This is a genomic window from Rhizobium sp. YTUHZ045, assembly GCF_051124255.1.
GTDB lineage: Bacteria > Pseudomonadota > Alphaproteobacteria > Rhizobiales > Rhizobiaceae > Rhizobium.
In genome coordinates this window covers 4,320,915-4,347,370 of the sequence record NZ_CP101432.1, presented here as the reverse complement: position 1 = coordinate 4,347,370, position 26,456 = coordinate 4,320,915, and the positions used below count along the sequence as shown (strand labels likewise).

The following is a 26,456-nucleotide window of genomic DNA, read 5'->3' as shown; positions in this document are numbered from 1 at the left end:
GTTTGTCCGACCCGGAGACATAGGTAACAGATTGTCCCTAAGACATGGGTGACAACCTCGTGCCGAACGGGTTGTCGATGGTTTGTAAAGTCCTCTGCTCCAGATCGATATATCCGAGATCATAGTGCATGAAGCTGACGAGCCAAATGCCGTCGTCGACCTCCTTGAGGCCGAGCCTCTGACCGGCCATGACGGTTGAGATGTTGATCTTCTTGCGATGGATGCACAGACGGCCGCAGTTGGTGACGATGGCATCGCGGTCATGGAAGGGATAGCTGATCTCGGGCAGCCCCTCATAGGGTCGCGGCGAAGCCTTGTAGACATCGGCTGGGACCTTCATCGACAGGGCCTCATGCGGTCTTTCGGTGTTGAACTCGCTGACGAATGCGTCGAAGCGCATTTGCTGCTGGAGAATATTGCGTCCCGGCGGACGGGTGGCTTCCTTCTTCAGCGTCAGATGCATGCGTTCATGGCGGCCATTCTCCTGCGGGTGGCCGGGGCGAATGCGTTCGAAGGCGACGCCGAGTCTGAGCCACCAGACCGACAGTTTCGAGAGATTGTAGAGCCCGTTCGGGCTGGCAAACGGCAGGCCGTTGTCGGAACGAATGGCAAGCGGAAGCCCACGCTCGGCAAAGACTCGCCGGAACGCACCGAAGACGCCGCGTTCGCGGGTCGTCTCGAAGGCCTCGCAGCACAGGAGATAGCGCGAAGCCTGGTCGGTGATCGTCAGGGGGTAACAATATCTGCCGTCGCCCAGCTTGAACTCGCCCTTGAAGTCGGCGCACCAAAGATCGTTGGGTCCGATGGCTGTCGAGAGCGTCGTGCCCACGGCCTTGTTCGCCCGGTTCCTCTTGCGGGCCTGGCTCACAAGGCCGTACCGGTCGAGCACCGCGTGCACCGTGCTTCTGGCTGGGATGCGCACGTCGCCGGCCAGACGGCGGACCAGGAGCTCGCGGATCTTGCGCGCGCCCCAGTGCGGCTTGTCCTTCTTGCATCGCACGATCATCGCCTCGACCGGCTCGGGCAACTGGTTGGCATAGCGCACCGGTCGCCGAGACCGGTCCGTCAGGGCCTCCAGCCCGTCCTCCTTGTAGCGATTGAAGATCTTGTAGCCGGTCTTGCGCGAGATCCCGAACTCCCGGCAAACCTCGCTCATCCCTTCGCCCTCCAGCAACCGGGCGACAAATCGAAGACGCTCATCCATGACCGAAGTCTCTCTCCACGGCATCAACACCTCCCGCAAAAAAGCGAAAAGTGTTACCCATGTCTCCGGTACAAAACGTCACCTATCTCTCAGGCCGGGCAGTTAATAACCGTTGCTGCTTTCTCTTTAGCAGGCCGTCAAGTCTCGCGAGAATCCAATTGCATGCGGTAGCAGCCGAAACTGCGTGCCCGCCGACATCCACCGCGATGAACGACCCGTAGCTGGGCGTCGGAAGAGACCCATTCCCTCCCAACCACGGTCTGATCGACACCAGACCGGAAGTTGGCAGGCACTTGAGTAGCCGAACCTATTTAGCTGTACGGTCGCCGATGCTGCCGACGAAGGGATCAGCGTGACGATAGCCAGACTCTATTCGAATATCTCCGAGACATTTGTCGCTGAGACTGTCCCCCCTTGAGGTCCTCCTTCGGACATCTGAAATTTGTGAGCCAGAACCGTGGAGGCATAGCAGATTCCAAATGTCTGCATGCTTTGCGAAACAATAAGGAGCGCCAATGTAATGAGGCTTATTTTACCACCCTGAAAGACAGCATCCGCTTCGTATGACATCGACGCCGCTATGGCTATCAATAGAAACGAAACAACGGGAGGAAGAATCATCCCCGCAAACAGGCGCAAAAAGGTTGGAAGGAAATTACGCCGCCCCCCGGCAAAGGCCTCTGCAAGCCCGCTAGTTGAGCCCGCTATTCCAGCAGTCGGCCAAGTTCCGACAAGAGCGAGGAGCAACGGATAGAAAATTGCGAACAGCCCGCCGCATAGCAGTACCAATGCACCCCTCGAGAAAGAAACAGCGCCGAACGCAAGAGGAACGCCGATTCCGATACCTATTACGACAAGCAGGATAAGAATATTTTTAAAGATGTAGCTGCCAAACCCGGCCATGCCCCGGTTGAGTTGCACTCGCCCGGTTCCGCTCAATATCGCATTTTGGACACAAAATCCTGTATATAACGCAATAAAGAACTGAGTAGAACCAACACCACTACTTTCGTTGTACTCTGAAAATAATATTATTGCGCAGCTCATTGTGACAAATAAACAAACGAGGAATAAATTATATCTTATGAAGGAAATCGTTTCACGTAGCATTATCACCCCTGCCATCCGCCGTCGTTGCTGAGTCGAAGATATCGTCATCAAAATATACGGCTGTCAAATGCGGGACGGTCATCAACGTGCTGGGGAACCCGGAATATGTCGGAGGTTGACAGCACACCGCAAAGATTCCTGAATTTTTACCACGCTGCTTCACCGCGTCTTTGCACGTTTGGGTTTAGGCTTCTGGCAAACCCAAAACAGAGGTAAAACAGGTGGAAGAACTTTCGGTGAAGTCGAAGATCATCAAATCCGTCTATTTCAGCCAGGAAGACGGGCGACTCAGGATCTGTTTCAAGAATGGCGAGGAGCGTCTGTTCGAGGGCGTGCCCTCTTCGGAAGCCCATGCGATGACGGCGGCGCCGTCTCCCGGACATTATTACCTCGACCGGATCAGGACGCGGTTTCGCAGACTGGCTGCCTGAGACCGTCGGCCCGGCCGGGATTGCGTCGGATCGAGACAGTGCCGGTGGATATTAATCCCCGGTTAACTCTCGCCTTCATCACAGTTGGATCAGCCCGAGCAGAAAGCGGCACTCTATCAGTGCTGCCGCTTTCAGAGATTCGGTCAGCCGGGAGGCTTGGTGGCGGACCCCAGCCAGGAAGCCGAGCCTCCCCGTCACTCCATCCGTTTCGCCGGATCGATCCGAGGTCGGGCTGTAATCGCCCTGAAATAGCGAATTGGGGCTAATCCTGTGAAAAACCGGAATGCTCACATCCGGACTCGACAATGCTTCATTAGCATGATTGCATAAACCCATGGAACGGGAGGCCGGGGTCATGATGTTCGAGAATCTGCTTGAGATGCAGGAGCGCGGCGTGCGCGACCGTGCTCGTGGCCGCAGCCTGGCCGACAATCCGATGTCGAAGCCGGATGTGCTGCCGATCACCGATTTTCAGGAATGGTATTCGATGTTCGACGCTTGGCGCTTCGGCTGGTCCATCGAGGATGCGATGGCGGGGCATATCGATCTACCCCGGGATGCCCGTGCCTCACCTCGTGCCTATACCAGGACGGTCTGATCGACCCTATCCTCGGCGCCGAAGAATTTCAGGTAGCGTTCGACCTCCGCCGGTTCGCCCGTCGCCTTCTGCGGATTGTCGGAGAGTTTCACCGCCGGGCGGCCGTTGGCGTCGCTGACCTTGCAGACGATCGAGATCGGATTGAGGCCTGAGATTTCCGTCGGCGCACAGCCGGCAAAATCATTCGTCAGGTTGGTGCCCCAGCCGAAGCTCATGCGCACGCGACCTTCGAAATGGCGGTAAGTGTCGATGATGGCGTCGACATCGAGGCCGTCGGAAAAGATCAACAGCTTCTGGCGCGGATCGCGGCCCATCTTCTTCCACCAGTCGATGATCTTTTCACCGCCTTCGATCGGCGGCGCGCTGTCCGGGCGGAAGCCGGTCCAGTCGGCGACCCATTCGGGGGCGTCGCGCAGGAAGGCCGCGGTACCGAAGGCGTCCGGCAGGACGATCAGCAGGTTGCCGCCATAGAGCTTGTTCCAGTCGCGCAGGATCTTGTAAGGGGCGTTGCGCAGCTGCTCATCGGTTTGCGCCAGGGCGGCTGCCACCATCGGCAGCTCGTGGGCATTGGTGCCGACCGCCTCGAGATCGGAATCCATCGCCAGCAAGACATTGCTGGTGCCGGTGAAGGCCGGACCGATACCTTCCTTCAGCGCCTCGACGCACCAGCGCTGCCAGAGAAAACTGTGACGGCGGCGAGTGCCGAAATCGGAGATGCGCAGGCCCGGCAATTCCTTCAGCCGTTCTACCTTCGACCACATCTTTGCCTTGGCACGCGCATAGAGCACATCGAGGGTAAAGGGACCGAGCGCCCTCATCGCCGAGCGCGAACGCAGCTCGTTGACGATGGCAAGCGCCGGGATCTCCCACATGGTGGTTTCCTTCCAGGACCCATGGAAGTCCAGCACATATTGCCCCTCCTTCTTCGACAGCTCGTATTCGGGAAGTTGGAAGTTGGACAGCCACGCAAGGAATTCCGGCTCGAAGATCTGCGCGCGGCCGTAGAAACTATTACCCGCCAGCCATATCATCTCCTTCTTGGAGAGCCGCAGCGTGCGGGCGTGGTCGAGCTGTTCGCGCAGTTCGCCTTCATCGATCTCTTCGGCGAGATGCACGCGCTTGGTGCGGTTGATGAGGGTGAAGGAGGCGTTCACATCAGGATAGAGCTTCCAGATCATCTGGAGCATCAGCAGCTTATAGAAGTCGGTATCGATCAGGCTGCGGATGATCGGGTCGAGTTTCCAGGCGTGATTGTAGACGCGTCTCGCGATATCGGTCTTGGCCATGAGATTCCTGCCCTGTCCACTCCGGTCAGGTGCTGCCAAGTTCCGGGCCGGCGCACGAAACCGGCTCGTGCGCCTTCTTATCGAAAAATCGGCGGAGAAAGTCCAGACAAAACATAAACATCCCGCCGCAGCGTGGCGGCGGGATGCGGGAGATCGTCTGCCAAAGGCCTATTGGGCCGGTGCCGCAGGCTGGGTCGGTGCCGCAGGCGCGCTATTAGGGGCAGGCGCCGTTGCCGGCGTCTCGGTTGGACCCGCATTGCCATTCTGCATGGTCGGCGCGCGTGCTGCGTCCGACTGCTGCTGCTGGAGCTGTTGGCCGGGCTGCTGCGGCGCCACCTCGTTCGCCTCGCGGCGGCCCCAGATCTCGACTGGAATCCAGACCACGAAAGCAAGGATCAGCGCCACGAGCAGCACGGTCAGGATACGATAACCCATACGCCCCTGCTTTGCCTTGATCGGCGGGATTTGCTGTTCCTTGTGAAGCTTTCCGTCGGATTTTTCCCAGCGTGTTTCGGTCTGATGCGCCATCATCGTCTCCTTCCGCTGCGTTGGCGGCCGATCTGGCCGCAAAGAACTTCGCAAGGAAAACGGGTGGCCGTCTGGAAGGTTCCGGGCTCAAACGTGCCGCGATCTTGGAACAGCCAAACCGCCGCAGCTTTGGCGCGAGATGCCGCTAATAACCGGCGGCGCGATCGATCACGAACTGCAGCGGCTCGCCGCGCTCAAAACGGGCGATCTGCATCTCGACATGGCGGAACAGCGCGTTCTCTTCGGAGACCGCCGCGTCATGCGGGGTGATGAACACATTCTCCAATTCCCACAACGGGCTGTCGGCGGCGAGCGGCTCCACTTCGAAAACGTCGAGAGAAGCGCCGCCGAGGGTCCCTTCCCTGATGGCCGAGACGATGTCGGTCTCGATCTGGCTCTTGCCGCGGCCGGCATTGATGAAGACCGGCTGTCCGAGCGCACCGTCGCGGTGGAGCTTCTTAAATAGCCCGCTATTATAGAAGCCGGTCGTCTCAGGCGTCAGCGGCAGCAGGCCGACCAGAATGTCGGTTTTGGCAAGAAACCGGTCCAGTTCGCCCGCGTCGAAGGTCTCGACGCCCTCGATTGTTTTGCGGGTGCGCGACCAGCCGATGACGCTGAAACCCATCACTTTCAGCTTGGCGACCGCATCCAGGCCCAGAATGCCGAGCCCCATGACGCCGATGGTCACCTCCGCCGCTTCCGGCGCAATCAATTTGGCCCATTCGCGCCGCCGCTGCTTGACGTCATGGGCATATTGGCCGCGCAGATGCATCAGGCACTGCATGACGACCCATTCGCTCATGCGGGTGGTCAGGCTGCGGTCGACGAAACGGACAATCGGAACGTCAGGCAAGCCGGCCATACCGATGATGTGATCGACGCCGGCACCACCCGAGAAGATCACCTTGAGGTTCGGCGCGCGTCGAAAGAGATCGGCATCCGGCTTCCAGAGAAGCGCGTATTCCGTTTCGCTGAAATCACGCTCGCGATTGGCGGGATCGGCCAGATTGATGCTGCCGCGGTCGGCAAAGGCCGTCTTCAGGACGCGGGCGACACCTTCGGGGTTGAACTTGATATCGACGAGGACGGGAGGACGAACTGACATGATCTTCTTTACTGCTGCACGGCGGGCGTCGGCACCGCCTCAATGTTGAAGGCGGCCGCCATGAGTGCCTTGGTGTAATCGTCCTTCGGCGCGCGGAAGATTTCCGCGGACGGTCCCTGCTCCACCACCTTGCCGAAACGCATGACGATGACGTCGTTGGCGAGCGCCTTCACCACCTTCAGGTCGTGGCTGATGAAGAGATAGGCGAGGTCGTGCTTCTTCTGCAGATCGCGCAGCAGGTCGACCACCTGCGCCTGCACGCTCATGTCGAGCGCGGATGTCGGCTCGTCGAGCATGACGAAACGGGGTTTCAGCACCATGGCGCGAGCTATGGCGATTCGCTGGCGCTGGCCGCCTGAAAATTCATGCGGATAGCGCCAGCGGGTCAGCGGATCGAGGCCTACCTCCTCCAGCGCCCAGCAGACACGCTGGTCGCGCTCCTCGGCGCTCAAGGCGCGCTCATGCACCTTCAGCCCTTCGGCAATGATATCGCCGACCGACATGCGCGGGCTGAGCGACCCGTAGGGGTCCTGGAAGACGATCTGCAGCTGGTTGCGTAATGGCCGCATTTCGCTGAAAGAATAACCGGCTATATCTTTGCCGACAAAGGCAATCCGTCCCTGCGACGAGATCAGACGGGTGAGGGCAAGCCCGAGCGTGGTCTTGCCCGAACCGGATTCGCCGACGACGCCGAGCGTCTGGCCGGCGCGCAGCGAAAGATCGATGCCGTCGACCGCCTTCACATGATCGACGACGCGGCGCATCAGCCCCGCCTTGATCGGGAACCAGACGCGGATATCCGAGCCTTCCATTACCACCGGCTTCGACGGATCGGCAAGCGGCGGCTCGCCGCGCGGCTCCGAGGCGAGAAGATGGCGGGTATAGTCATGCTTCGGATTGGCGAAGACCTCTTCGACGGTTCCGGTCTCGACGATCCTGCCCTTGGTCATCACGCAGACGCGATCGGCGAATTTGCGGACGATGCCGAGATCATGGGTGATGAACAGCAGCGACATGCCGTGTGCCGCCTTCAATTGCCGGAGAAGCTCGAGGATCTGCGCCTGCACCGTGACGTCGAGCGCTGTTGTCGGTTCGTCGGCGATCAGCAGTTCCGGCCGGTTGGCGAGCGCCATGGCGATCATGACGCGCTGGCGCTGACCGCCGGAGAGTTCGTGCGGATAGGCCTTTAGCCGCTTCTCAGGCTCGCGAATGCCGACCTGGTTCAACAGTTCCAGCACGCGCATCCGCGCCGCCTGGCCGGTGAGCCCCTGGTGCAGGGCGAGGATCTCGGCAATCTGCTTCTCGATCGTATGAAGCGGATTGAGCGAGGTCATCGGCTCCTGGAAGATCATGGTGATGTCGTTGCCGCGCACCTCCCGCAACGCCCGCTCGGATGCCTTCAACAGGTCCTGGCCCTTGAACAGGATTTCGCCGGAGGGATGACTTGCAGAGGGATAGGGCAAAAGCCGCAGGATCGAATTGGCCGAGACCGACTTGCCGGAGCCGGATTCACCGACGAGCGCCACGACCTCGCCCTTGGCAATATCGAAGGAGATGCGATCGACGGCAAGCGAGGCTTCGCCGCCCTGGTGGAAGGCAACCGAGAGATCGCGGACGGAGAGGAGCGGTTCTGTCATGTCACTCATTGAAACGTCTTCCTCGGATCGAAGGCGTCGCGCACGGCTTCGCCGATGAAGATCAAAAGAGAAAGCATGATCGACATGGTGAAGAAGGCCGTCAGCCCGAGCCAAGGCGCCTGCAGGTTGGTCTTGCCCTGGGCTATCATCTCGCCGAGCGAAGGGGAGCCGGGCGGCATGCCGAAGCCGAGGAAATCGAGCGAGGTCAGCGTCGTGATCGAGCCTGAGAGAATGAAGGGCAGAAAGGTGAGCGTCGCCACCATGGCGTTCGGCAGCAGGTGGCGCCACATGATGGTGCGGTTGTTGACGCCGAGCGCACGGGCGGCGCGGACATATTCGAAATTGCGGGCGCGCAGGAACTCTGCGCGCACGACGCCGACAAAGCTGACCCAGGAGAAGAGCAGCATGATTCCGAGCAGCACGAAGAAGCCGGGCGGCAGGATCGCGGCGATAATGAGCAGGATATAAAGCACAGGCATCGACGACCATATTTCGATGAAGCGCTGCAGCAAGAGATCGGTCAGGCCGCCGAAATAGCCCTGCACCGCCCCTGCCGTGACGCCGATGATCGCCGAGCAGATGGTCAACGCCAGGCCGAACAGCACCGATATGCGGAAGCCGTAGATGACGCGCGCCAGCACGTCACGCGCTTGGTCATCGGTGCCGAGCCAGTTGAGATTGCCGAGCGTGCAGCCGGGATCGTTCACCCCTTGCGGATAACCGGAGCAACGCTCCTCCTTGGTCATCAGCCAGAAGGGGGGCGTCGGCGCCGAATGCGGAATGTTCGAGTTGACCGAGCGATAGGAATAATGGATCGGCGGCCAGATCATCCAGCCATTGGCATTGATCTCATCTGCTATCACCGAGGAGCGGTAGTCGGTTTCGGCGAGGAAGCCGCCGAATTTCTCCTCGGGATAGTCGATCAACACCGGAAACAGGATCTCGCCCTTATAGGAGGCGATGATCGGCCGGTCGTTGGCGAGGAATTCAGCAAAGAGGCTCAGCACGAACAGCAGCAGGAAAAGCCACAACGACCAATAGCCGCGGCCGTTCGCCCGGAAATTCTTCCACCGACGGATATTGGTCGGCGACAGCAGCCCCTTGCGCGGCGGTTTGACCGGGGTTGCGGTGGCAGGATTTGCGGCGGCGTCCATCAGACATCCCTCCGCTCGAAATCGATGCGCGGATCGATCCAGGTATAGATCAGGTCTGAGATCAGGCTGACGAAAAGACCGAGCAGCGAGAAGATGTAGAGTGTCGCGAAGACGATCGGATAATCGCGGTTGACCACCGAGAGATAGCCGAGGCGGCCGAGGCCATCGAGCGAAAAGATGTTCTCGATCAGCAGCGAGCCGGTGAAGAAGGCGGAGATGAAGGCGCCGGGAAAACCGGCGATGATGATCAGCATGGCATTGCGGAAAACATGGCCGTAAAGCACCTGCCGCTCGTTCAGGCCCTTGGCGCGGGCTGTGACGACATATTGCTTCTTGATCTCCTCGATGAAGGAATTCTTGGTCAGAAGCGTCGTGGTGGCGAAGGCGGCGAGCGAAAGCGAGATCAGCGGCAGGGTGAGGTGCCAGAAATAGTCGAGCGGTTTCTGCCACCAGGCGAGCTCACCGAAATTGTCGGAAACGAGGCCGCGCAGCGGGAACCAGTCGTAAAAGGAGCCGCCGGCGAAAAGCACGATGAGCAGAATGCCGAAGAGGAAGCTCGGAACGGCATAACCGACGACGATGACGCCCGAGGTCCAGACGTCGAAGGTCGACCCGTCCCTGACTGCTTTGCGAATGCCGAGCGGGATGGAAATCGCATAAGAGAAGATCAGGATCCAGATGCCGAGCGAGATCGACACCGGCAGTTTCTCCTTGATGAGGTCGAGCACGGAGGTATTGCGGAAGAAGCTCTCGCCGAAATCGAAGCGGATGTAATTCCACATCATCTCGCCAAATCGCGTCAACGGCGGCTTGTCGAAGCCGAACTGTTTTTCGAGCTTGGCGATCAGCTCCGGATCGAGCCCCTGGGCGCCGCGATATTTCGAGCCTTCGTCGCTGCCGCCGCCACCGAGCAGATCGCCGCCGCCGGACAGGCGCTGATCGGCGCTGTCGGCCTGGCCGGTCAGCTGGGCAATCACCTGCTCGACCGGGCCGCCGGGGGCAAATTGAACGACAATGAAGGAAATTGCCATGATGCCGACGATCGTCGGTATCATCAAAAGCAGGCGGCGAATGACATAGGCGCCCATCAGCCTTCAGCCTCCGGAAATCTTCTTATTGTCTGCCTGCCGTCCAGTCTAATGCCGCTCAATCCGCCAGCCTTCCCTTGCCGGCCCTGCCGGCTTCTCCGTGATTCGCTCGTGCCATTTGGAGCCCAGAGCCCCAGCATTGCAAGCCCGCTCATTTTGCCGAGGTCGACCACCAGGCATCGGGGAAGCCGAGACCGTAAGCCGGAAATTCGGCCGGCCGCGTGATCGTGTTCCAATAGGCGATTCGGGAAGTCCTGGAGTAAAACAGCGGCACGACATAATGATTGGCGAGCAAGACGCGGTCCATGGCCTTGATGGCCGCCACCTGCTCGGTGCGGTTCGGCGCGAAAATCACCATGCGGATCAGGGCATCGACGGCCGGATCCGCAATGCCGGCATAGTTGCGAGAGCCCGGCTGTTTCGCAGCCTCGGAACCCCAGTAGTCAGCCTGTTCATTGCCGGGATTCATCGTCTCGCCCCAAATCCCCCAGATCATGTCGTAATCGAAGCTCCTGACGCGGTTGGTATATTGCGAGGCATCCACCGTGCGCAGACGGGCATCGACGCCAATCTTTTTCAGGTTGTTCGCATAGGGAAGAACCGACCGCTCGAAAGAAGGGTTGGACAGGAGGATTTCAAAACTCATTGGCTGGCCGGTCTTCACGTTGACCATGCGATTGCCCTTGAGCTCCCAGCCGGCTTCCTTGAAAAGAGCGACGGCCTTGCGCAGATTGTCGCGAAGCTTCTGCGGATCGCCTGCAACAGGATTGGTGTAGGGCGTCGTGAATACCTCCGGAGGAACCTTGTCCTTCAAGCCTTGCAATATTTCCAGCTCACGTCCCTGCGGCAGGCCCGAGGAGGCAAGCTCGGTGTTCCAGAAATAGCTGTCGATACGCTCAAAGGCATTGTAGGCAAGGTTGCGGTTGAGATCCTCAAAGTCGAAGGCGTAGTTCAATGCCTCCCGCACCTTGATGTCCTTGAAGAGGTCGCGCCGCATATTGGGTACAAAAGCCTGCATGATGCCCGTTGCGCGCAAAGCGTTCGTCGGCTCCTCGCGCTTCACACGGCCATCCCTGACGGCCGGAAAGTCATAGGCCGTCGCCCACCGGCTTGCCTGATTGTCCTGGCGATAATCCACATTGCCCGCACGGAAGGCTTCAAACTCAACATCCCGATCGCCGAAATAAGTATAGATGATGTTGCGGAAATTATTCTGACCGACGTTGACGTTGAGGTCCTTGCCCCAGTAGTCGTCGCGAAGCTCGAAGTGTGTGCTGGCACCTGGCGAGAAATCGGCAATTTTGTAGGGACCCGAACCCATGACCGGTTCCAAGGTCGTTTTGGAAATGTCGCGCGGCTTACCATCCGGTCCCGGCGCTTCCCACCAGTGTTTCGGCACGACCACCAACTGGCCGAGGATATTCGGAAGCTCGCGGTTGTTCTTCTCGTCGAAGGTGAAGGTGACATCACGATCGCCGGTCTTTTCCGCTTTCACTACATGGCGGTAATAATTGAAGTTGAGCGGATTGAGCTCCTTCGATTTGTCGAAGCTGAAGACAACGTCTTCCGGCGTTACCGGCTGCCCGTCCGCCCATTTCGCCTCTTTGCGCAACCGGAAGGTCGCACTCGAAACGTCGGCGGGAAAGGACAGCCCTTCGGCGAGCAGCCCGTAAGACACGAGCAGTTCGTCTTCGGCAGGTTTCATCAGCGTGTCGTAGACCAGAGCAATGCCGGTTGCGATTTCGCCCTTTTCCAATAGCGGATTGAAGGTGTCGAACGTCCCTGTCGTAGAGAGACGAAGGTCGCCGCCCTTCGGGGCGTTCGGATTGATATAGTCGAAATGCGCAAAGCCCGGCTTGTACTTCATCTCACTGATGACCGAGCTTCCGATCTGAAACGGCTGATCCTCAGCCATAGCCGAGATCGGGACGAGAGCACCCGCAAGCGATAGAAACAGACCGATTTTCGACCACAAAGCCGCCATTCACGCATTCCCCTGAATATTGATGGATTCGACAATACGAGAAATAGGGGCGAAAAACAGGAGAGAGTTTGGTTTTTGACCAGCTCGCGAAATTTTGAGCCGCCAGTTCCCGTCAGGAACGCAGTGCTTGGGCGCCGCGGCGATCCGTCACCGGCTCGTGCTGCGTTCGTCCGCCAAATCATCGATTCACCAAAATCGCTTTTCACGATAGATTCGAACGCAAATCACTTCAGCAGCGGCTCAAGGGAACAGCATGGCATTCGGCTTCGCTCAAGCTTTCAGGACATTCGGCAAACTGGCAATTGCCGGCGCGATCGGTGCCGGCCTTGCGGCCGGCGACGTCGGCGCCGAGCAGAAGACGCCAAGCCCAGGCAGCGCCAAGGCGCTGTTCGCAGGCGTCAGCCTGCCGACGCAGGGGCCGGCGCAGCCGATCGGCTTTTATGCAAAGGGCTGCATGACCGGCGCGGTGGCGCTGCCGACCGACGGGCCGACCTGGCAGGCGATGCGGCTTTCGCGCAATCGCCGCTGGGGCAACCCGGCGATGATTGCGCTCCTGGAACGGTTCTCGCAGGATGCGGTCAAATATGCCGGCTGGCCGGGCATCCTTGTCGGCGATGTCGCCCAGCCGCGCGGCGGGCCGATGCTCAACGGCCATTCCTCGCACCAGGTCGGCCTCGATGCCGATATCTGGTTCACCCCGATGCCGGCGCGCCGCATGACGGCTGAGGAGCGCGAGGACCTGCCCTTCACAAGCATGCTGCAGAAGGACAAGTTCCTCACCGTCAACCCGAAGGTATGGACGGAATCGCGGGCGCGGCTCCTGATGCTGGCGGCGAGCTATCCCGAAGTGGAGCGCATCTTCGTCAATCCGGCGATCAAGAAGAAGATGTGCGACACCTGGACCGGCGACCGTACCAACCTTGGTAAGCTCCGGCCGATATACGGCCATGACTCGCATTTCCACATCCGCATCAAATGCCCGCTCGGTGCTGCCGGATGTACGCCGCAAGCCCCGGTGCCCGCCGGAGACGGCTGCGACAAGTCGCTCGCCTATTGGTTCACACCGGCGCCTTGGGCGCCACCGAAACCGCCCAAGCCCGGCGCCAAGCCGCCGAAGCCGCCGCGTGAGATGATGGTGTCCGACCTGCCGAAGGCCTGCGCCGCTGTGCTCGATGCCGCTTCCGTCGCTTCGATGCAAGCCGCCACTTATGGTGGGCCTTCCGCTGCAAGCGCGCTCGCCGCCGTTCCGGCAGCCGCGCCGGCTGATGACGACGAGGGGTTGCCGGATGTCGGCCCGTTACCGAACGACAAGCCGGCGGTCCAATGAAGGGGCAGAGGCGCTGTCTTTTAAATCGCAAACACTTGGTATAAAGCGATCAAATCGATTGAATTGTTGGGGCGGAGATTCACTTCATGGCCGGCAGCAAATGCCTTGCGCTGATCGCGCATGACCAGAAGAAGGACGACATGGCGGCTTTCGCCCGCGCCAATCAGGACCTTCTTTCACACTGGAAGATCGTCGCGACGGGTACCACCGGCGGTCGGGTGCTCGATGCTGCTCCCGATCTCGACGTCATTAGGCTGAAAAGCGGGCCGCTCGGCGGCGACCAGCAGATCGGCGCGCTGATCTCGACCGGCGAAGTCGACGCGCTGATTTTCTTCGTCGACCCGCTGACGCCGATGCCGCATGATGTCGACGTGAAGGCGCTGATGCGGCTCGCCATCGTCTACGACATTCCGATGGCGCTCAACCTCGCGACCGCTATAAAGCTCCTACCCACCCTCGAAGCCTGATCAGCACGGAACCGGCCATGCCCAAACCCAACCACAGCACTGCTCCGCTTCCCTTCCCGATCCTGATCGGCGATATCGGCGGCACCAATGCCCGCTTCTCCATCCTCAGCGATGCCTATGCCGAGCCGAAACAGTTTCCGAACGTGCGCACGGCGGATTTCGCCACGATCGACGAAGCGATCCAGAAGGGCGTGCTCGACAAGACGGCGGTGCAGCCGCGCTCGGCGATCCTCGCTGTCGCCGGCCCGATCAACGACGATGAGATCCCCCTGACCAATTGCGACTGGGTGGTGCGGCCGAAGACGATGATCGAGGGCCTCGGCATCGAGGATGTGCTCGTCGTCAACGATTTCGAGGCGCAGGCGCTGGCGATTGCCGCCCTATCGGATGAAAACCGCGAACGCATCGGCAGCGCCACCGGCGACATGGTCGCCTCGCGCGTTGTGCTCGGTCCCGGTACCGGCCTCGGCGTCGGCGGGCTTGTGCATGCCCAGCATACTTGGATCCCGGTTCCCGGCGAAGGCGGCCATATCGATCTCGGGCCGCGCAGCAAGCGCGATTATGAGATCTTTCCGCATGTCGAGACGATCGAAGGCCGTGTGTCGGCCGAACAGATCCTCTGCGGACGCGGCCTCGTCAATCTTTACAACGCCATCTGCATGGCCGACGGCATCCAGCCGACGATGAAGGATCCGGCCGAGATCACCTCGCACGCGCTGGCGGTTAGCGACAAGGCGGCCGTCGAGACCGTTTCGCTGTTTGCCACCTATCTCGGCCGCGTGGCGGGCGACATGGCGATGGTGTTCATGGCGCGCGGCGGCGTCTACCTCTCCGGCGGCATCTCGCAAAAGATCCTCCCGGCGCTGAAGAAACCGGAATTCCGCCAGGCTTTCGAGGACAAGGCGCCGCATAGCGCGCTGCTTCGCACCATCCCGACTTATGTGGTGACGCATCCGCTGGCGGCGCTCGCAGGGCTTTCCTCCTATGCGCGCATGCCGGGCAATTTCGGCGTATCGACCGAAGGCCGCCGGTGGCGGCGCTGAGCCAGCGCACGTCCCTCCGGGCCGCGCCGCGGTCTAGCCAAACCAGTCCCAACTCTTTATAGAGCCGGCCAAAGTGCGCGCCACGTTCAGGACGCGCTCCGTCTCGGACAGGAAGCTTGATATTTGGAAGCCGTGGAAAGCAGAAAGCAGAGCGTCAGCAGCGATACCGTAACCGGCATCCTGAAGCGCATCATCGCTGAAAACGGCCGCGACCATCTCTGGGGTTATGTCTTCGCGATCGCCTGCCTCGTGGTCGTGGCGCTTTCGACGGCATTCACCGCCTGGATCATGCGGGCGATCATCGACGAAGCCTTCGCCAACCGCCGCGCCGATGTCGTCTGGATCATCTGTCTTTCGATCTTCGTCGCCTTCGTGCTGCGCGGCTTTGCCAGCTATGGCCAGGCCGTGGCGCTTTCCAAGGTCGGCAACAATATCGTCGCCCGCTATCAGCGCCGCCTCTATGCGCATCTGATGACGCTTTCCGTGGGCTTTTTCAGCGAGGCACGCTCGGCTCACATCGCAGCGCAGGTGAGCCAGAACGTCAGCGGCATCCGTGACGTGCTCAACCTGACGATCACCTCGACGGTGCGCGACCTCCTGACTTTCGTTTCGTTGATCGGCGTGATGGTCCTGCAGGACCCGCTGCTCAGCCTCGCCGTGTTCGTCATGGCGCCGCCGCTGCTCTATGCACTGCGTTATGTTTCCAAACGTCTTCGCTCGGCGACCCGTGAGGCCGTGCATCTGAACAGCCACGTGCTGGGGGCCATGCAGGAGACGATCCAAGGTATTGCCATCGTCAAAGCCTTTACGATGGAAGAGGAACTGGAGAACAAGGTCAACAAGCTCATCACGGCCGCCGAAAACCGGGCGAACCGGATTGCCCGGCTTTCCGAGCGAACCTCGCCGCTGACGGAGAGCTTCGCAGGCTTTGCCGTCGCCAGCGTGCTCGCCTATGCCGCCTATCGCTCGATCTATTACAATGTGGCCCCGGGCGCCTTCTTCTCCTTCGTGACGGCGCTGCTGCTTGCCTATGATCCCGCCCGCCGCCTTGCCCGCCTGCAGGTGCAGATGGAACGCGCCGTCGTCAATGCGCGGATGATCTACGAATTGCTCGACATGGAGCCGCGCCAGCGCGACTTGCCGGATGCCCGGCCGTTGACGGTGACGCAGGCGAGAATCGAATTCCGCAATGTGTCCTTCGCCTACGGCAATGAAAGCGTGCTGAACAGCGTCAGCTTCGTCGCCGAGGGTGGGGCGACCACGGCGCTCGTCGGCCCGTCGGGAGCTGGTAAATCCACCGTCATCAGCCTCATTCCGCGTTTCTACGATCCGCGCGAAGGCGAAATCCTGATCGACGGGCAGGATATTGCCCATGTCACCAAGAAGTCGCTGCGCCACCAGCTCGCCTATGTCTCACAGCAGCCCTACCTGTTCGAGGGCACGATCCGCGACAATATCCGCTACGGCCGGCCGGAAGCGACCGATGCCGAGGTGGAAGGGGCGGCCCGGCTGGCCTATGCGCATGACTTCATCTCAGCGCAGCCACAGGGCTACGATACCCCTGTCGGCGAAAACGGCGTGACGCTTTCGGGCGGCCAACGCCAGCGGCTTTCGATCGCCCGCGCTTTGGTGCGCAACGCGCCGATCCTGCTGCTCGACGAAGCGACCTCCGCCCTCGACACCGAATCCGAGGCCGCCGTGCAGAAGGCGCTCGACGAGGCGATGACCGGACGCACCGTCGTTGTCATTGCCCATCGACTTTCGACCGTGGTGCGCGCCGACAAGATCGTCGTCATGCAGCAGGGCCGGGTCGTCGAGGAGGGCAATCATGAGACGCTTGCGAAGGTCAGCGACGGTCTTTACGCTCGCCTCAACAACCTGCAGAGGCCCTCGGCCTCGGATTCATACTAACATGGCGAGACTGACATGAGCGATGCTGCGATGAAACTGGTGGTGGTCGGCGCAGCTGGACGCATGGGGCAGACGCTGATCCGGCTCATTCATTCGATCGAAGGCGTGACGCTGCATGCCGCGATCGAGCGCGCCGGCTCCCCATTCGTCGGCAAGGATGCCGGTGAGATTGCCGGACTCGGGCCGACCGGCGTCATCATCGGCGACGACCCGCTCCAGGCCTTCCTGCATGCCGAAGGCGTAGTCGACTTCACCGCGCCTGCCGCCACGGTGGAGTTTTCCGGTCTCGCCGCTCAGGCCCGCATCGTTCATGTTGTCGGTACAACGGGCTGCTCGAGCGAGGACAACGCGAAGATCGCCGCCGCGGCCCGCCATGCCCGCATCGTCAAGTCGGGCAATATGAGCCTCGGGGTCAATCTGCTCAGCGTGCTGGCAGAGCAGGCCGCGCGGGCGCTCGATCCCGCAGATTGGGACATCGAAATCCTGGAAATGCACCACAAGCACAAGGTGGACGCGCCATCCGGCACCGCCCTTCTCTTCGGTGAAGCCGCGGCCAAGGGCCGCAATATCGATCTTGCGTCGAAATCGGTCAGGGTTCGCGACGGCCATACCGGCGCCCGCGAGGCGGGCACGATCGGTTTTGCGACGCTGCGGGGCGGCTCGGTCATAGGCGAGCATTCCGTGCTTTTCGCCGGAGAAGGCGAAATCGTCACCCTGTCGCACAGCGCGGCCGACCGTTCTATCTTCGCGCGCGGCGCCATCAAAGCCGCGCTCTGGGCGCGCGACAAGAAGCCGGGTCTCTATTCCATGCTCGACGTGCTCGGGCTTTCTTCCCAATAAGGATACTACGGAGGCATATTCATGAGCGGTACCCTCGTCCTCGTTCGCCACGGCCAGAGCGACTGGAACCTGAAGAATCTCTTCACCGGCTGGAAGGACCCGGATCTGACGGAACTCGGCATTCAGGAAGCCAAAGCCGGCGGCGCTGCGCTTGCCGAATACGGGATCAAATTCGACGTCGCCTATACCTCGGCGCTGGTGCGCGCGCAGCACACGCTGAAGCTCATCCTCGACAAGGTCGGCCAGCCTGATCTCGAGACCATCCGCGACCAGGCGCTGAACGAGCGCGACTACGGCGATCTCTCCGGTCTCAACAAGGATGACGCGCGCGCCAAATGGGGCGAGGAACAGGTGCATATCTGGCGCCGCTCCTACGACGTGCCGCCGCCCGGCGGTGAAAGCCTGCGCGATACCGGCGCCCGCGTCTGGCCCTACTACCTCACCGAGATCCTGCCGCGCGTGCTCCGCGGCGAAAAGGTGCTGGTCGCTGCCCACGGCAATTCGCTGCGTTCGCTGGTCATGGTGCTCGACAAGCTGACCAAAGAAGGCGTGCTCGCCCTCAACCTCGCGACCGGCGTTCCCATGGTCTACAAGCTGAACGCGGATTCCACCGTCGCCTCCAAGGAAGTGCTGGGCGATATGTCCGGCGCACACTGAATTCTGTGAGGCGTGCCACCGAACGGGTCGGCGCACCTTGTCTCAATTCCTGGCCTCAGTTCTCGATCGTGAACTGTACCCGGTCGGCGGCGAAACGGCTTATCGAATATTGCACCGGTACGCCGTCGAGATCGGTGTTCATTGCCTTGGCAATCAGCAGGATCGCGCCGGGAGTGAGTTCCAGATCTGCAAGGTCGGCTGTCGCAGCATGGGCGGCTGTTATCTCGGTCGTCGCCCGGACGTAGTCCCCGAGGCCGAGCTCGGCGAAAGCCTTGGTGATCGATTCGTGCTTGCGGTAGGCCTCACCGATCCCGGCGAAACGTTCGGCGGGAAACCAGCTCGTCGCCTTTGAAACCGGCCGCCTGTCGGCATGGCGCAATGTTTCCAGCCGGATTACTTGCTCACCCTGTTTCAGGCCCAGCCAACGGGCAACGTCGGCGCTCGCCTCCTCCCGCGTCTCATCGAGCAGAAGGCCGCGCATCTCGCGCGCCTGATCGCCGATGCCGGCGGTGAAACGCGTGCGCCGGGTGATCGGGAAATTCAGCCGCTCCTTGCGCTCGATCAGCGTGCCGCGGCCTTGCACAGCACGCACGATTCCCTCCTGCGCCAGCGCAGCCAGCGCACTGCGAACCGTATGGCGGTTGACGCCGAATTGCAGCGCCAGCACCGTTTCCGGCGGCACCATTCCGGTTTCGTCATAGGCGCCGTTGCCGATCGCCTCGCGAATCCGATCGGCGATCTGACGCCACAGCGCCACACCCGTCTGCCTCTGCACCTGCTTCAGTCCTGCCATTCCGCCTCTGCTTTGCCTCACGATGTCACACGCTTGTCACGACACCGATTTAAGGCTAGGTATAGCTTGTATGGTTGTCTATATCAATAGACATTTGAGGAAGCAGCGATGATATCAGCGGACAAGACAAACGCCGCGTCACAGACGGTCTTGGAGCGCAAACGCGCCGCCGATCTGCTGGCGCATGCGGGACGGAGCGAACTCCAGGCGGCCTGGGACGCGTTGCCGCAAAAGCCCGTGGCTTATCCGGTGCGCGGACCGGAGACGGGACTGGTGATGGTGCGCGGCCGCATCGGCGGCGGCGGAGCTCCCTTTAATCTCGGCGAGGTGACGATGACACGCTCAACGGTGCGGCTCGAGTCCGGCTCCATCGGTCATGCGCAGGCGCTCGGCACCGACCGGGAGAAGGCCCGTCTTGCGGCGATCTTCGACGCGCTCTGGCAGGAGGAGGCGACCAGGGATTTCGTCGAACAGGCGCTGCTTTTGCCGATCGCGGAAAGGATCGCCACCACCGAACGTCGCAAGGCGGATGAGACGGCGGCAACCCGCGTCGACTTCTTCACCATGGTGCGGGGGGACAACTGATGGGTCTGACGACAGAAGTCTTTACCGGTGGCTTTACCGATCCGGTTTTCCATGCGCAGAGCGTCTTCAAGATGCTGATGGACGGCATGGCCCGCCCCGGCACCATCCAGACCGTTGAGCCCGAGATCGACCCGCCGGCGCCGCTCGGTATTGCCGCCGGCACGATCGCGCTCACTCTTTGCGACCATGACACATCAGTCTGGCTTACCTCGGGACTAGCGAAATCCGCTGTGCCGGACTGGCTCGGCTTCCACACCGGCGCCCCGCTGACCGCCGAAAAGGCGGATGCGCGCTTTGCCTTCATCGAGGCGGGCACTGCGCTTTGCTCCTTCGGCCTGTTTGCGTCAGGCACGCAGGAATATCCCGACCGCTCGACGACTGTTGTCATCGAACTTCCCGAACTCGACGGCGGACGCAGGCTGGTGCTGATGGGTCCGGGGATCCAGAGCGTCGTGGAGATCGCGCCTGTCGGCCTACCGGAGACCTTCCTCAGGCTCTGGGCCGAGAACCGCGCGCTTTTTCCGCGCGGCATCGACATCGTGCTGACATCGGGCAAGCGCTTCGTCTGCCTGCCGCGCACCACCAAGATCACAGCAACGGAGATCTGAGCTCATGTATGTTGCCGTCAAGGGTGGCGAGGCCGCCATTGCCAATGCCCACCGTCTGCTCGCCGACCGTCGCCGCGGTGACCGGTCGCTGCCAGCGATCGGCATCGACCAGATCGTCGAACAACTCGCCCTCGCCGTCGACCGCGTCATGGCCGAGGCCTCGCTTTTCGACCGGACTCTCGCAGCGCTGGCCGTCCGTCAATCGCGCGGCGACATGATCGAGGCGATCTTCCTGCTGCGCGCTTACCGCACGACGCTGCCGCGCTTCGGTTATTCCAGACCGCTCGACACGGCTGGCATGGCGATCGAACGCCGTATCTCGGCGACCTACAAGGATCTGCCGGGCGGCCAGCTGCTCGGCCCCACCTTCGACTATACCCACCGGCTGCTCGATCCCTCCCTGCTTGAGGACGAAGCGGTCGAGGCGCCGGCCCAGCGTCCGGCCGAGACCGGCCGCGTCATGCGCGTCTCCGAAATCCTCGGCGAGGAAGGCTTGATCGAGGCGGACGGCGACATGCCCGAGGATCACGAGATCGGCGACCTGACCCGCGAGCCGATGGAATTCCCGATGACCCGGGACCTGCGCCTGCAGGCGCTTGCCCGCGGCGACGAGGGCTTCCTGCTGGCGCTCGGTTATTCAACCCAGCGCGGCTACGGCCGCAACCATCCTTTCACCGGGGAGATCCGCATCGGCGAAGTCGAGGTGGAATTCGACGTGCCTGAGCTCGGTTTCGCGGTCTCGCTCGGCACGATCCTGATCACCGAGTGCCAGATGGTCAACCAGTTTAAGGGCTCGGCGAAGGCACCCCCGCAATTCACCCGCGGCTACGGCCTGGTCTTCGGCCAGAGCGAACGCAAGGCGATGGCAATGTCGCTGGTCGATCGGGCGCTGCGGGCAGAAGAGCTCGGCGAGGATATCACCGCGCCGGCACAGGACGAGGAATTCGTCATTTCCCACTCCGACAACGTTCAGGCAACGGGTTTCGTCGAGCACCTGAAGCTGCCGCATTATGTGGATTTCCAGGCCGAACTCGATCTCGTCCGCCGCATGCGTCACGAATTCGAAGCCGCCCGCAACAGCGGCGAAGAGATGAAGGAAGCCGCCGAATGAGCGATCTCGCCAGCTACAACTTCGCCTATCTCGATGAACAGACCAAGCGGATGATCCGCCGCGCCATCCTGAAGGCAATCGCCATTCCCGGCTACCAGGTGCCGTTTGCCAGTAGAGAAATGCCGATGCCCTATGGCTGGGGCACCGGCGGCGTGCAGGTAACGGCCTCGATCATCGGCCCTGATGACGTGCTGAAGGTCATAGACCAGGGCGCCGACGACACGACCAACGCTGTCTCCATCCGCGCCTTCTTCCAAAAGGTCGCAAATGTCGCGGTGACGACGCACACCAGCGAGGCGACGATCATCCAGACACGCCACCGCATCCCGGAGGAAAAACTCGGGCCCGGCCAGGTGCTCGTCTATCAGGTGCCGATCCCCGAACCGCTGCGCTTCCTTGAGCCGCGCGAGACCGAGACGCGCAAGATGCATGCGCTCGAGGAATACGGACTCATGCATGTGAAGCTCTATGAGGATATTGCCCGCAACGGCCGCATCGCCACGACCTATGCCTATCCGGTCAAGGTGCATGGCCGCTACGTGATGGATCCCTCGCCGACGCCGAAATTCGATAATCCGAAGATGCACAGGTCGGAAGCGCTGCAGCTTTTCGGCGCCGGCCGCGAGAAACGCATCTATGCCGTGCCGCCCTATACCGATGTCGTCAGTCTGGATTTCGAAGACCATCCCTTCGAGATCCAGCGCTTCGACAGGCCCTGCGCGCTCTGCGGCGCAGAGGACGTCTACCTCGACGAGGTCATTCTCGACGACAAGGGCGGGCGCATGTTCGTCTGCTCCGATACCGACCATTGCGAAGACCGCCGCGCCCAGGGGCATGCCGGCGAAATGCTGGCCCGGGAGGCTGCCGAATGACCGATATACCGCTTCTCAAGGTCAACGACCTCTCGAAGTTCTACGGCAAACGCATCGGCTGCCGGAACGTCTCCTTCGAGCTCTGGCCCGGCGAAGTGCTGGCCATCGTCGGCGAATCCGGCTCCGGCAAGACGACGCTGCTCAACTGCATCTCCACCCGGTTGATGCCGACGACCGGCAGCGTCGAATACCACATGCGCGATGGCAACTACCGCGACCTCTACCGCATGAACGAGGCGGAGCGCCGATTCCTGATGCGCACGGACTGGGGTTTCGTGCACCAGAACCCGGCCGATGGATTGCGCATGACCGTATCGGCGGGTGCCAATGTCGGTGAACGGCTGATGGCGATCGGCGACCGGCACTACGGCAAGATCCGCTCTACCGCCATCGACTGGCTCGAACGCGTCGAGATCGACGCTGACCGCATCGACGACCAGCCGCGCGCCTTTTCCGGCGGCATGCGCCAGCGGCTGCAGATCGCCCGCAATCTCGTCACCGGTCCGCGCCTGGTCTTCATGGATGAACCCACAGGCGGCCTCGACGTATCGGTGCAGGCGCGCCTGCTCGATCTCGTGCGCGGCCTCGTCAACGATCTCGGCCTCTCGGCCATCGTCGTCACCCACGATCTCGCCGTCGCTCGCCTGCTCTCGCACCGCATGATGGTGATGAAGGACGGCTACGTCATCGAACAGGGTCTTACCGACCGCGTGCTCGACGATCCCAGAGAGCCTTACACGCAGTTGCTCGTCTCCTCGATCCTGCAGGTCTGAGTTAGAAACCAGGAAACCCAAATCATGCCAACGCCCCTCGTCGTCTCCGAAGTCTCGAAGAGCTTCACCATGCACCTGCGCGACGGCATCAGGCTGCCTGTCGTCTCGGATGTCGCCTTCTCGGTATCTGCGGGTGAATGCGTCGTGCTCGGCGGCCCCTCGGGCATCGGCAAGAGCTCGCTGCTCAAGATGATCTACGGCAATTATGCCGTCGACACCGGTCAGATACTCATTCGCCACCACGGGCGGATCGTCGATCTCGCCTCCGCCGATCCACGCACCGTGCTCACCGTTCGCCGCAATACGCTCGGCTATGTCAGCCAATTCCTGCGCACTGTGCCGCGCGTGGCGACAATCGACGTGGTGGCCGAGCCGCTCGTGGCGCGCGGCGAAGATGTCGTCGTTGCACGGGAAAAGGCAGGCGCCCTGCTCGCCAGGCTCAACTTGCCGGAAGCGCTGTGGCAGCTGCCGCCCGCCACCTTCTCCGGTGGCGAGCAGCAGCGCGTCAACATCGCCCGAGGCTTCATCACCGAGCATACGATCCTGCTCCTCGATGAACCCACAGCCTCGCTCGATGCGAAAAACCGCGCCGTTGTCGTCGGCATGATCGCGGAGAAGAAGAAGGCGGGCGTCGCCCTTCTCGGCATCTTCCACGACGAGGAAGTGCGCGAGGCCGTCGCCGACCGCATCCTCGACGTCCAGCAGTTCTCTCCTCGGAAGATCGCCGCATGAGCCGCCAGTTGGGTACCGAGCCCTATATCCACGAAACGGCTGATGTCAGCGACTCTATCTTCGGGCGCTACACCGAGGTCTCAGAACGCTGCCGCATTAGCGAAGCCACCTTCGGCGACTATTCCTACATCATGCAGGACGGGGCCGTCTGGTGCGCGACGATCGGCAAGTTCGTCAATATCGCCGCCGCCGTGCGCATCAACGCCACCAACCATCCGACCTGGCGCGCGACCCTGCATCATTTCACCTATCGCGCCGCCGACTACTGGCCCGACGCCGACATGGAGACGGACTTCTTCGCCTGGCGGCGCGCAAACCGGGTGACGATCGGCCACGACGTTTGGATCGGCCATGGTGCGACCATCTTGCCCGGCGTCAAAGTCGGCAACGGCGCCGTCATCGGTGCCGGCGCCGTCGTATCGAAGGACGTTGCGCCATACACGATCGTCGGCGGTGTGCCGGCCAAGCTCATCCGCGAACGTTTCCCGAAAGAGATCGGCGAACGCATGGACAGACTTTCCTGGTGGGATTGGCAACACGACCGGTTGCGCCTGGCTTTGCAAGATTTCCGCAACTTAAGCGCGGAAGATTTTCTGGTCCGCCACGAGGGCTAGACACCGCCTCCGCAGCGCGGAGATTTGTGACACTTCTTACACAAATCTGACATTTGAGGTTCATCAAGCGGGACTAATGCGGTGCTGACCAAGGCCTGAAGTGCAAGGGACCAGCATGATGTTCGAGCTGAAGGATGTCACCCGTCGTTTCGGAAAAAAGCTCGCCGTCGATGCCGTGACCCTCACCATTCCCCAGGGTCAGATGGTCGGCATCATCGGCCGCTCCGGCGCCGGCAAGTCGACGCTGCTGCGCATGATCAACCGCCTGCAGGAGCCGAGCTCCGGCTCCATTCATTTCGCCGGCGTCGAGGTCTCCGGGCTTCGCGGCCAGGCATTGCGCAACTGGCAGCGCGACTGTGCGATGATCTTCCAGCAGTTCAACCTGGTGCCGCGCCTCGATGTCCTGACCAATGTCATGCTCGGCCGCCTCAATCACCGTCCGACGCTTCTGAGCCTCCTCAACATCTTCACCCGCGAGGAGCGCGTGCATGCGATCGCGGCACTCGAACGCCTCGGCATCGAGCAGACGGCGCTGCAGCCGGCCGGTACGCTTTCCGGCGGCCAGCAGCAGCGCGTGGCGATCGCCCGCGCGCTGATGCAGAACCCGAAGATGGTGCTCGCCGACGAACCGATCGCCTCGCTCGATCCGCTGAACGCCAAGATCGTCATGGATGCGTTGCGCGACATCAACGAGCGTGAGGGCATCACCGTCATCACCAATCTGCATACGCTCGACACCGCCCGCAACTATTGTGAGCGCATCGTCGGCATGGCCAGCGGCCGCGTCGTCTTCGACGGCAAGCCCTCGGAGCTGACGGCCGAAGCAGTGAAGGAAATCTACGGCACGGACAAGGACGGCGCCGGCATCGACGAAACGATGACCTCGACCTCCATCAATATCGCTCCCGAGGGCGCCAACAATCAATCCGCCGGCGTCCAGCCGCTGGCGTTGGCTGGTCTCTGACAGAGGCGGCCGCGATCGAACGCCCGCGTTAAGGGCACACTTCTTCGTAACGGGAAGGCCGGAGACACCGGTCGATAGGAGAGAACGCATGTTGAAGAAAGCACTCTTTGCGGCAACGGCGCTGTTTGCGCTCGCCGGCGCCGCCAATGCCGCAGACCTCAAGGAATTCCGCATCGGCATCCTTGGCGGCGAAAATGAAACTGACCGCCTGCGCAACTATGCCTGCCTCGCCGACCACCTGAAGCAGGAATTCGGCTTCGAGAAGGTCTCGCTCTTCCCGGCCGCCGACTATGACGGCGTTATCCAGGGCCTGCTCGGCGGCACGCTCGACTTCGCCGAACTCGGCGCTTCCGGTTACGCCTCCGTCTACCTGAAGGATCCGAAGGCTGTTACGCCGATCCTGACGACGCAGCAGAAAGACGGTTCAACGGGTTATTACTCGATCGGCCTCGCACTGAAGTCCTCCGGCATCAAGACCATCAAGGACGCCAAGGGCAAGAAGCTCGGCTACGCCGATCCGGACTCCACCTCCGGTTACCTCGTGCCGCTGACGCAGATCCCGAAGGACACCGGCATGCCGAACGACAAGTTCTTTGCCTCGACCCAGTTCAACGGCGGTCATGAAAACAACCTGCTTGCCGCCTATGACGGCAAGGTCGATGTCGCCGTCGACGACTCGTCGGGCATCGGCGACTTCAAGGATGGCTACACTTCCGGCACGTTCCGCAAGGAAGTCGACAAGGGCGCCGTCGATCCGAACAAGCTCGTTGAAGTCTGGCGTTCGCCGCTGATCCCGAACGGCCCGCTGGTCGTGCGCAACGCTCTCGGCCAGGAGTGGCAGACGAAGCTCGCAGCCTTCTTCACGGCCCTGCCGGAAAAGGATCACAAGTGTTTCTCGGCTGTCGAAGGCGGCGACTACAAGGGCTACGCTCCCGTCAAGCACGACTTCTACAAGGCCGTCGTCGAAGTTCGCAAGGCGGCCATCGGCGGCTGATCGCCTTTTGAATACGGGGGCGGCTGACAACGGCCGCCCT

General features: G+C 61.5%; 27 protein-coding genes. 17 read left to right on the top strand and 10 right to left on the bottom strand.

The genetic code is table 11. The features are described from left to right. Nucleotides 1-37: 37 nt before the first annotated feature. Together NMA58_RS21230 and NMA58_RS21225 are read right to left on the bottom strand one after the other, a co-directional pair. Entirely contained in the window at nucleotides 38-1,228 is a 1,191-nt protein-coding gene (locus NMA58_RS21230) for an IS481 family transposase (protein WP_430961215.1), read from the bottom strand. Nucleotides 1,229-1,573: 345 nt separating this feature from the next. Continuing rightward, entirely contained in the window at nucleotides 1,574-2,314 is a 741-nt protein-coding gene (locus tag NMA58_RS21225) for a hypothetical protein (RefSeq protein WP_434711822.1), read from the bottom strand. 221 nt (nucleotides 2,315-2,535) lie between these two features. Here NMA58_RS21225 and NMA58_RS21220 point away from each other — a divergent pair, with 221 nt between their 5' ends. Further along, nucleotides 2,536-2,745 (top strand): KTSC domain-containing protein, encoded by a 210-nt coding sequence (locus NMA58_RS21220; RefSeq protein ID WP_064681543.1) that lies wholly within the window; start codon nucleotides 2,536-2,538, stop codon nucleotides 2,743-2,745. A 358-nt stretch (nucleotides 2,746-3,103) separates the two neighbouring features. Then, the gene (locus NMA58_RS21215; protein WP_434713461.1) at nucleotides 3,104-3,343 is read left to right on the top strand and encodes a CrpP-related protein; all 240 of its coding nucleotides are present in this window, start codon (nucleotides 3,104-3,106) and stop codon (nucleotides 3,341-3,343) included. Here NMA58_RS21215 and pncB read toward each other — a convergent pair. The 7 genes from pncB to NMA58_RS21180 all read right to left on the bottom strand — a co-directional run bounded on the left by pncB (nucleotide 3,325) and on the right by NMA58_RS21180 (nucleotide 12,125). Next, the gene (pncB, locus tag NMA58_RS21210; protein ID WP_085776571.1) at nucleotides 3,325-4,629 is read right to left on the bottom strand and encodes a nicotinate phosphoribosyltransferase; all 1,305 of its coding nucleotides are present in this window, start codon (nucleotides 4,627-4,629) and stop codon (nucleotides 3,325-3,327) included. The two genes, NMA58_RS21215 and pncB, sit on opposite strands and share 19 nt — an antisense overlap. 168 nt (nucleotides 4,630-4,797) lie before the next feature. Beyond that, nucleotides 4,798-5,160: a hypothetical protein gene (locus tag NMA58_RS21205; protein WP_434711821.1), complete on the bottom strand. Its 363-nt coding sequence runs from the start codon at nucleotides 5,158-5,160 to the stop codon at nucleotides 4,798-4,800. Between the two features lie 142 nt (nucleotides 5,161-5,302). Continuing rightward, nucleotides 5,303-6,262 carry a 2-hydroxyacid dehydrogenase gene (locus NMA58_RS21200; protein ID WP_434711820.1) on the bottom strand — a complete coding sequence of 320 codons (960 nt, stop codon included), beginning with the start codon at nucleotides 6,260-6,262 and terminating at the stop codon, nucleotides 5,303-5,305. Nucleotides 6,263-6,270: 8 nt separating this feature from the next. Further along, nucleotides 6,271-7,908 (bottom strand): ABC transporter ATP-binding protein, encoded by a 1,638-nt coding sequence (locus tag NMA58_RS21195; protein WP_434711819.1) that lies wholly within the window; start codon nucleotides 7,906-7,908, stop codon nucleotides 6,271-6,273. Continuing rightward, nucleotides 7,905-9,053, bottom strand: a complete 1,149-nt coding sequence (locus NMA58_RS21190) for an ABC transporter permease (protein WP_183705425.1) — start codon at nucleotides 9,051-9,053, stop codon at nucleotides 7,905-7,907. Before NMA58_RS21190 ends, NMA58_RS21195 begins: the two co-directional genes overlap by 4 nt. Beyond that, nucleotides 9,053-10,141 carry a microcin C ABC transporter permease YejB gene (locus NMA58_RS21185; RefSeq protein ID WP_097600409.1) on the bottom strand — a complete coding sequence of 363 codons (1,089 nt, stop codon included), beginning with the start codon at nucleotides 10,139-10,141 and terminating at the stop codon, nucleotides 9,053-9,055. Before NMA58_RS21185 ends, NMA58_RS21190 begins: the two co-directional genes overlap by 1 nt. A gap of 151 nt (nucleotides 10,142-10,292) precedes the next feature. After that, nucleotides 10,293-12,125 carry an extracellular solute-binding protein gene (locus tag NMA58_RS21180; protein WP_434711818.1) on the bottom strand — a complete coding sequence of 611 codons (1,833 nt, stop codon included), beginning with the start codon at nucleotides 12,123-12,125 and terminating at the stop codon, nucleotides 10,293-10,295. Nucleotides 12,126-12,378: 253 nt separating this feature from the next. Here NMA58_RS21180 and mepA point away from each other — a divergent pair, with 253 nt between their 5' ends. From mepA to NMA58_RS21150, 6 genes are all read left to right on the top strand, one after another. Further along, a complete protein-coding gene (mepA, locus tag NMA58_RS21175; RefSeq protein WP_434711817.1) occupies nucleotides 12,379-13,452 on the top strand; it encodes a penicillin-insensitive murein endopeptidase in 1,074 nt (357 codons plus the stop codon). An 86-nt stretch (nucleotides 13,453-13,538) separates the two neighbouring features. Continuing rightward, a complete protein-coding gene (locus tag NMA58_RS21170; protein ID WP_085776563.1) occupies nucleotides 13,539-13,919 on the top strand; it encodes a methylglyoxal synthase in 381 nt (126 codons plus the stop codon). A 17-nt stretch (nucleotides 13,920-13,936) separates the two neighbouring features. Then, nucleotides 13,937-14,962, top strand: a complete 1,026-nt coding sequence (locus tag NMA58_RS21165; protein WP_434711816.1) for a glucokinase — start codon at nucleotides 13,937-13,939, stop codon at nucleotides 14,960-14,962. A 123-nt stretch (nucleotides 14,963-15,085) separates the two neighbouring features. After that, nucleotides 15,086-16,873: an ABC transporter ATP-binding protein gene (locus tag NMA58_RS21160; protein WP_183705435.1), complete on the top strand. Its 1,788-nt coding sequence runs from the start codon at nucleotides 15,086-15,088 to the stop codon at nucleotides 16,871-16,873. Between the two features lie 15 nt (nucleotides 16,874-16,888). Next, nucleotides 16,889-17,713: a 4-hydroxy-tetrahydrodipicolinate reductase gene (gene dapB, locus NMA58_RS21155; protein WP_430958115.1), complete on the top strand. Its 825-nt coding sequence runs from the start codon at nucleotides 16,889-16,891 to the stop codon at nucleotides 17,711-17,713. Nucleotides 17,714-17,734: 21 nt separating this feature from the next. Further along, nucleotides 17,735-18,370, top strand: a complete 636-nt coding sequence (locus NMA58_RS21150) for a 2,3-bisphosphoglycerate-dependent phosphoglycerate mutase (protein WP_183705438.1) — start codon at nucleotides 17,735-17,737, stop codon at nucleotides 18,368-18,370. 55 nt (nucleotides 18,371-18,425) lie between these two features. Here NMA58_RS21150 and phnF read toward each other — a convergent pair whose 3' ends face one another. Further along, nucleotides 18,426-19,163, bottom strand: a complete 738-nt coding sequence (phnF, locus tag NMA58_RS21145; protein ID WP_434711815.1) for a phosphonate metabolism transcriptional regulator PhnF — start codon at nucleotides 19,161-19,163, stop codon at nucleotides 18,426-18,428. Nucleotides 19,164-19,271: 108 nt separating this feature from the next. Between phnF and phnG the strand changes: the two genes are divergently transcribed. From phnG to phnD, 9 genes are all read left to right on the top strand, one after another. Continuing rightward, complete coding sequence (gene phnG, locus NMA58_RS21140; protein ID WP_434711814.1) at nucleotides 19,272-19,748, top strand: phosphonate C-P lyase system protein PhnG; 477 nt, start codon at nucleotides 19,272-19,274, stop codon at nucleotides 19,746-19,748. Next, nucleotides 19,748-20,356: a phosphonate C-P lyase system protein PhnH gene (phnH, locus tag NMA58_RS21135; RefSeq protein ID WP_434711813.1), complete on the top strand. Its 609-nt coding sequence runs from the start codon at nucleotides 19,748-19,750 to the stop codon at nucleotides 20,354-20,356. The genes phnG and phnH overlap by 1 nt, the downstream gene beginning before the upstream one ends. 4 nt (nucleotides 20,357-20,360) lie before the next feature. After that, on the top strand, nucleotides 20,361-21,467 hold the full coding sequence (locus NMA58_RS21130) for a carbon-phosphorus lyase complex subunit PhnI (protein ID WP_434711812.1): 1,107 nt from the start codon (nucleotides 20,361-20,363) through the stop codon (nucleotides 21,465-21,467). Continuing rightward, nucleotides 21,464-22,339: an alpha-D-ribose 1-methylphosphonate 5-phosphate C-P-lyase PhnJ gene (locus NMA58_RS21125; RefSeq protein ID WP_434711811.1), complete on the top strand. Its 876-nt coding sequence runs from the start codon at nucleotides 21,464-21,466 to the stop codon at nucleotides 22,337-22,339. The genes NMA58_RS21130 and NMA58_RS21125 overlap by 4 nt, the downstream gene beginning before the upstream one ends. Beyond that, a complete protein-coding gene (gene phnK, locus NMA58_RS21120; protein ID WP_430958108.1) occupies nucleotides 22,336-23,112 on the top strand; it encodes a phosphonate C-P lyase system protein PhnK in 777 nt (258 codons plus the stop codon). Before NMA58_RS21125 ends, phnK begins: the two co-directional genes overlap by 4 nt. A gap of 24 nt (nucleotides 23,113-23,136) precedes the next feature. Then, on the top strand, nucleotides 23,137-23,844 hold the full coding sequence (gene phnL / locus NMA58_RS21115) for a phosphonate C-P lyase system protein PhnL (RefSeq protein WP_085776552.1): 708 nt from the start codon (nucleotides 23,137-23,139) through the stop codon (nucleotides 23,842-23,844). After that, complete coding sequence (locus tag NMA58_RS21110; protein WP_430958107.1) at nucleotides 23,841-24,458, top strand: DapH/DapD/GlmU-related protein; 618 nt, start codon at nucleotides 23,841-23,843, stop codon at nucleotides 24,456-24,458. Before phnL ends, NMA58_RS21110 begins: the two co-directional genes overlap by 4 nt. 118 nt (nucleotides 24,459-24,576) lie before the next feature. Further along, nucleotides 24,577-25,422 carry a phosphonate ABC transporter ATP-binding protein gene (phnC, locus tag NMA58_RS21105; RefSeq protein WP_434713460.1) on the top strand — a complete coding sequence of 282 codons (846 nt, stop codon included), beginning with the start codon at nucleotides 24,577-24,579 and terminating at the stop codon, nucleotides 25,420-25,422. An 88-nt stretch (nucleotides 25,423-25,510) separates the two neighbouring features. After that, nucleotides 25,511-26,416, top strand: a complete 906-nt coding sequence (phnD, locus tag NMA58_RS21100) for a phosphonate ABC transporter substrate-binding protein (RefSeq protein ID WP_085776549.1) — start codon at nucleotides 25,511-25,513, stop codon at nucleotides 26,414-26,416. The last annotated feature ends 40 nt before the right edge of the window (nucleotides 26,417-26,456 follow it).

Excerpts from the sequence above, each read along its gene's own strand:
- NMA58_RS21230 (WP_430961215.1), bottom strand. The coding sequence starts at position 1,228 with ATGCCGTGGAGAGAGACTTCGGTCATGGATGAGCGTCTTCGATTTGTC.
- NMA58_RS21225 (WP_434711822.1), bottom strand. The coding sequence starts at position 2,314 with ATGCTACGTGAAACGATTTCCTTCATAAGATATAATTTATTCCTCGTT.
- NMA58_RS21215 (WP_434713461.1), top strand. The coding sequence starts at position 3,104 with ATGTTCGAGAATCTGCTTGAGATGCAGGAGCGCGGCGTGCGCGACCGT.
- pncB (WP_085776571.1), bottom strand. The coding sequence starts at position 4,629 with ATGGCCAAGACCGATATCGCGAGACGCGTCTACAATCACGCCTGGAAA.
- NMA58_RS21205 (WP_434711821.1), bottom strand. The coding sequence starts at position 5,160 with ATGATGGCGCATCAGACCGAAACACGCTGGGAAAAATCCGACGGAAAG.
- NMA58_RS21200 (WP_434711820.1), bottom strand. The coding sequence starts at position 6,262 with ATGTCAGTTCGTCCTCCCGTCCTCGTCGATATCAAGTTCAACCCCGAA.
- NMA58_RS21195 (WP_434711819.1), bottom strand. The coding sequence starts at position 7,908 with ATGAGTGACATGACAGAACCGCTCCTCTCCGTCCGCGATCTCTCGGTT.
- NMA58_RS21190 (WP_183705425.1), bottom strand. The coding sequence starts at position 9,053 with ATGGACGCCGCCGCAAATCCTGCCACCGCAACCCCGGTCAAACCGCCG.
- NMA58_RS21185 (WP_097600409.1), bottom strand. The coding sequence starts at position 10,141 with ATGGGCGCCTATGTCATTCGCCGCCTGCTTTTGATGATACCGACGATC.
- NMA58_RS21180 (WP_434711818.1), bottom strand. The coding sequence starts at position 12,125 with ATGGCGGCTTTGTGGTCGAAAATCGGTCTGTTTCTATCGCTTGCGGGT.
- mepA (WP_434711817.1), top strand. The coding sequence starts at position 12,379 with ATGGCATTCGGCTTCGCTCAAGCTTTCAGGACATTCGGCAAACTGGCA.
- NMA58_RS21170 (WP_085776563.1), top strand. The coding sequence starts at position 13,539 with ATGGCCGGCAGCAAATGCCTTGCGCTGATCGCGCATGACCAGAAGAAG.
- NMA58_RS21165 (WP_434711816.1), top strand. The coding sequence starts at position 13,937 with ATGCCCAAACCCAACCACAGCACTGCTCCGCTTCCCTTCCCGATCCTG.
- dapB (WP_430958115.1), top strand. The coding sequence starts at position 16,889 with ATGAGCGATGCTGCGATGAAACTGGTGGTGGTCGGCGCAGCTGGACGC.
- NMA58_RS21150 (WP_183705438.1), top strand. The coding sequence starts at position 17,735 with ATGAGCGGTACCCTCGTCCTCGTTCGCCACGGCCAGAGCGACTGGAAC.
- phnF (WP_434711815.1), bottom strand. The coding sequence starts at position 19,163 with ATGGCAGGACTGAAGCAGGTGCAGAGGCAGACGGGTGTGGCGCTGTGG.
- phnG (WP_434711814.1), top strand. The coding sequence starts at position 19,272 with ATGATATCAGCGGACAAGACAAACGCCGCGTCACAGACGGTCTTGGAG.
- phnH (WP_434711813.1), top strand. The coding sequence starts at position 19,748 with ATGGGTCTGACGACAGAAGTCTTTACCGGTGGCTTTACCGATCCGGTT.
- NMA58_RS21130 (WP_434711812.1), top strand. The coding sequence starts at position 20,361 with ATGTATGTTGCCGTCAAGGGTGGCGAGGCCGCCATTGCCAATGCCCAC.
- NMA58_RS21125 (WP_434711811.1), top strand. The coding sequence starts at position 21,464 with ATGAGCGATCTCGCCAGCTACAACTTCGCCTATCTCGATGAACAGACC.
- phnK (WP_430958108.1), top strand. The coding sequence starts at position 22,336 with ATGACCGATATACCGCTTCTCAAGGTCAACGACCTCTCGAAGTTCTAC.
- phnL (WP_085776552.1), top strand. The coding sequence starts at position 23,137 with ATGCCAACGCCCCTCGTCGTCTCCGAAGTCTCGAAGAGCTTCACCATG.
- NMA58_RS21110 (WP_430958107.1), top strand. The coding sequence starts at position 23,841 with ATGAGCCGCCAGTTGGGTACCGAGCCCTATATCCACGAAACGGCTGAT.
- phnC (WP_434713460.1), top strand. The coding sequence starts at position 24,577 with ATGTTCGAGCTGAAGGATGTCACCCGTCGTTTCGGAAAAAAGCTCGCC.
- phnD (WP_085776549.1), top strand. The coding sequence starts at position 25,511 with ATGTTGAAGAAAGCACTCTTTGCGGCAACGGCGCTGTTTGCGCTCGCC.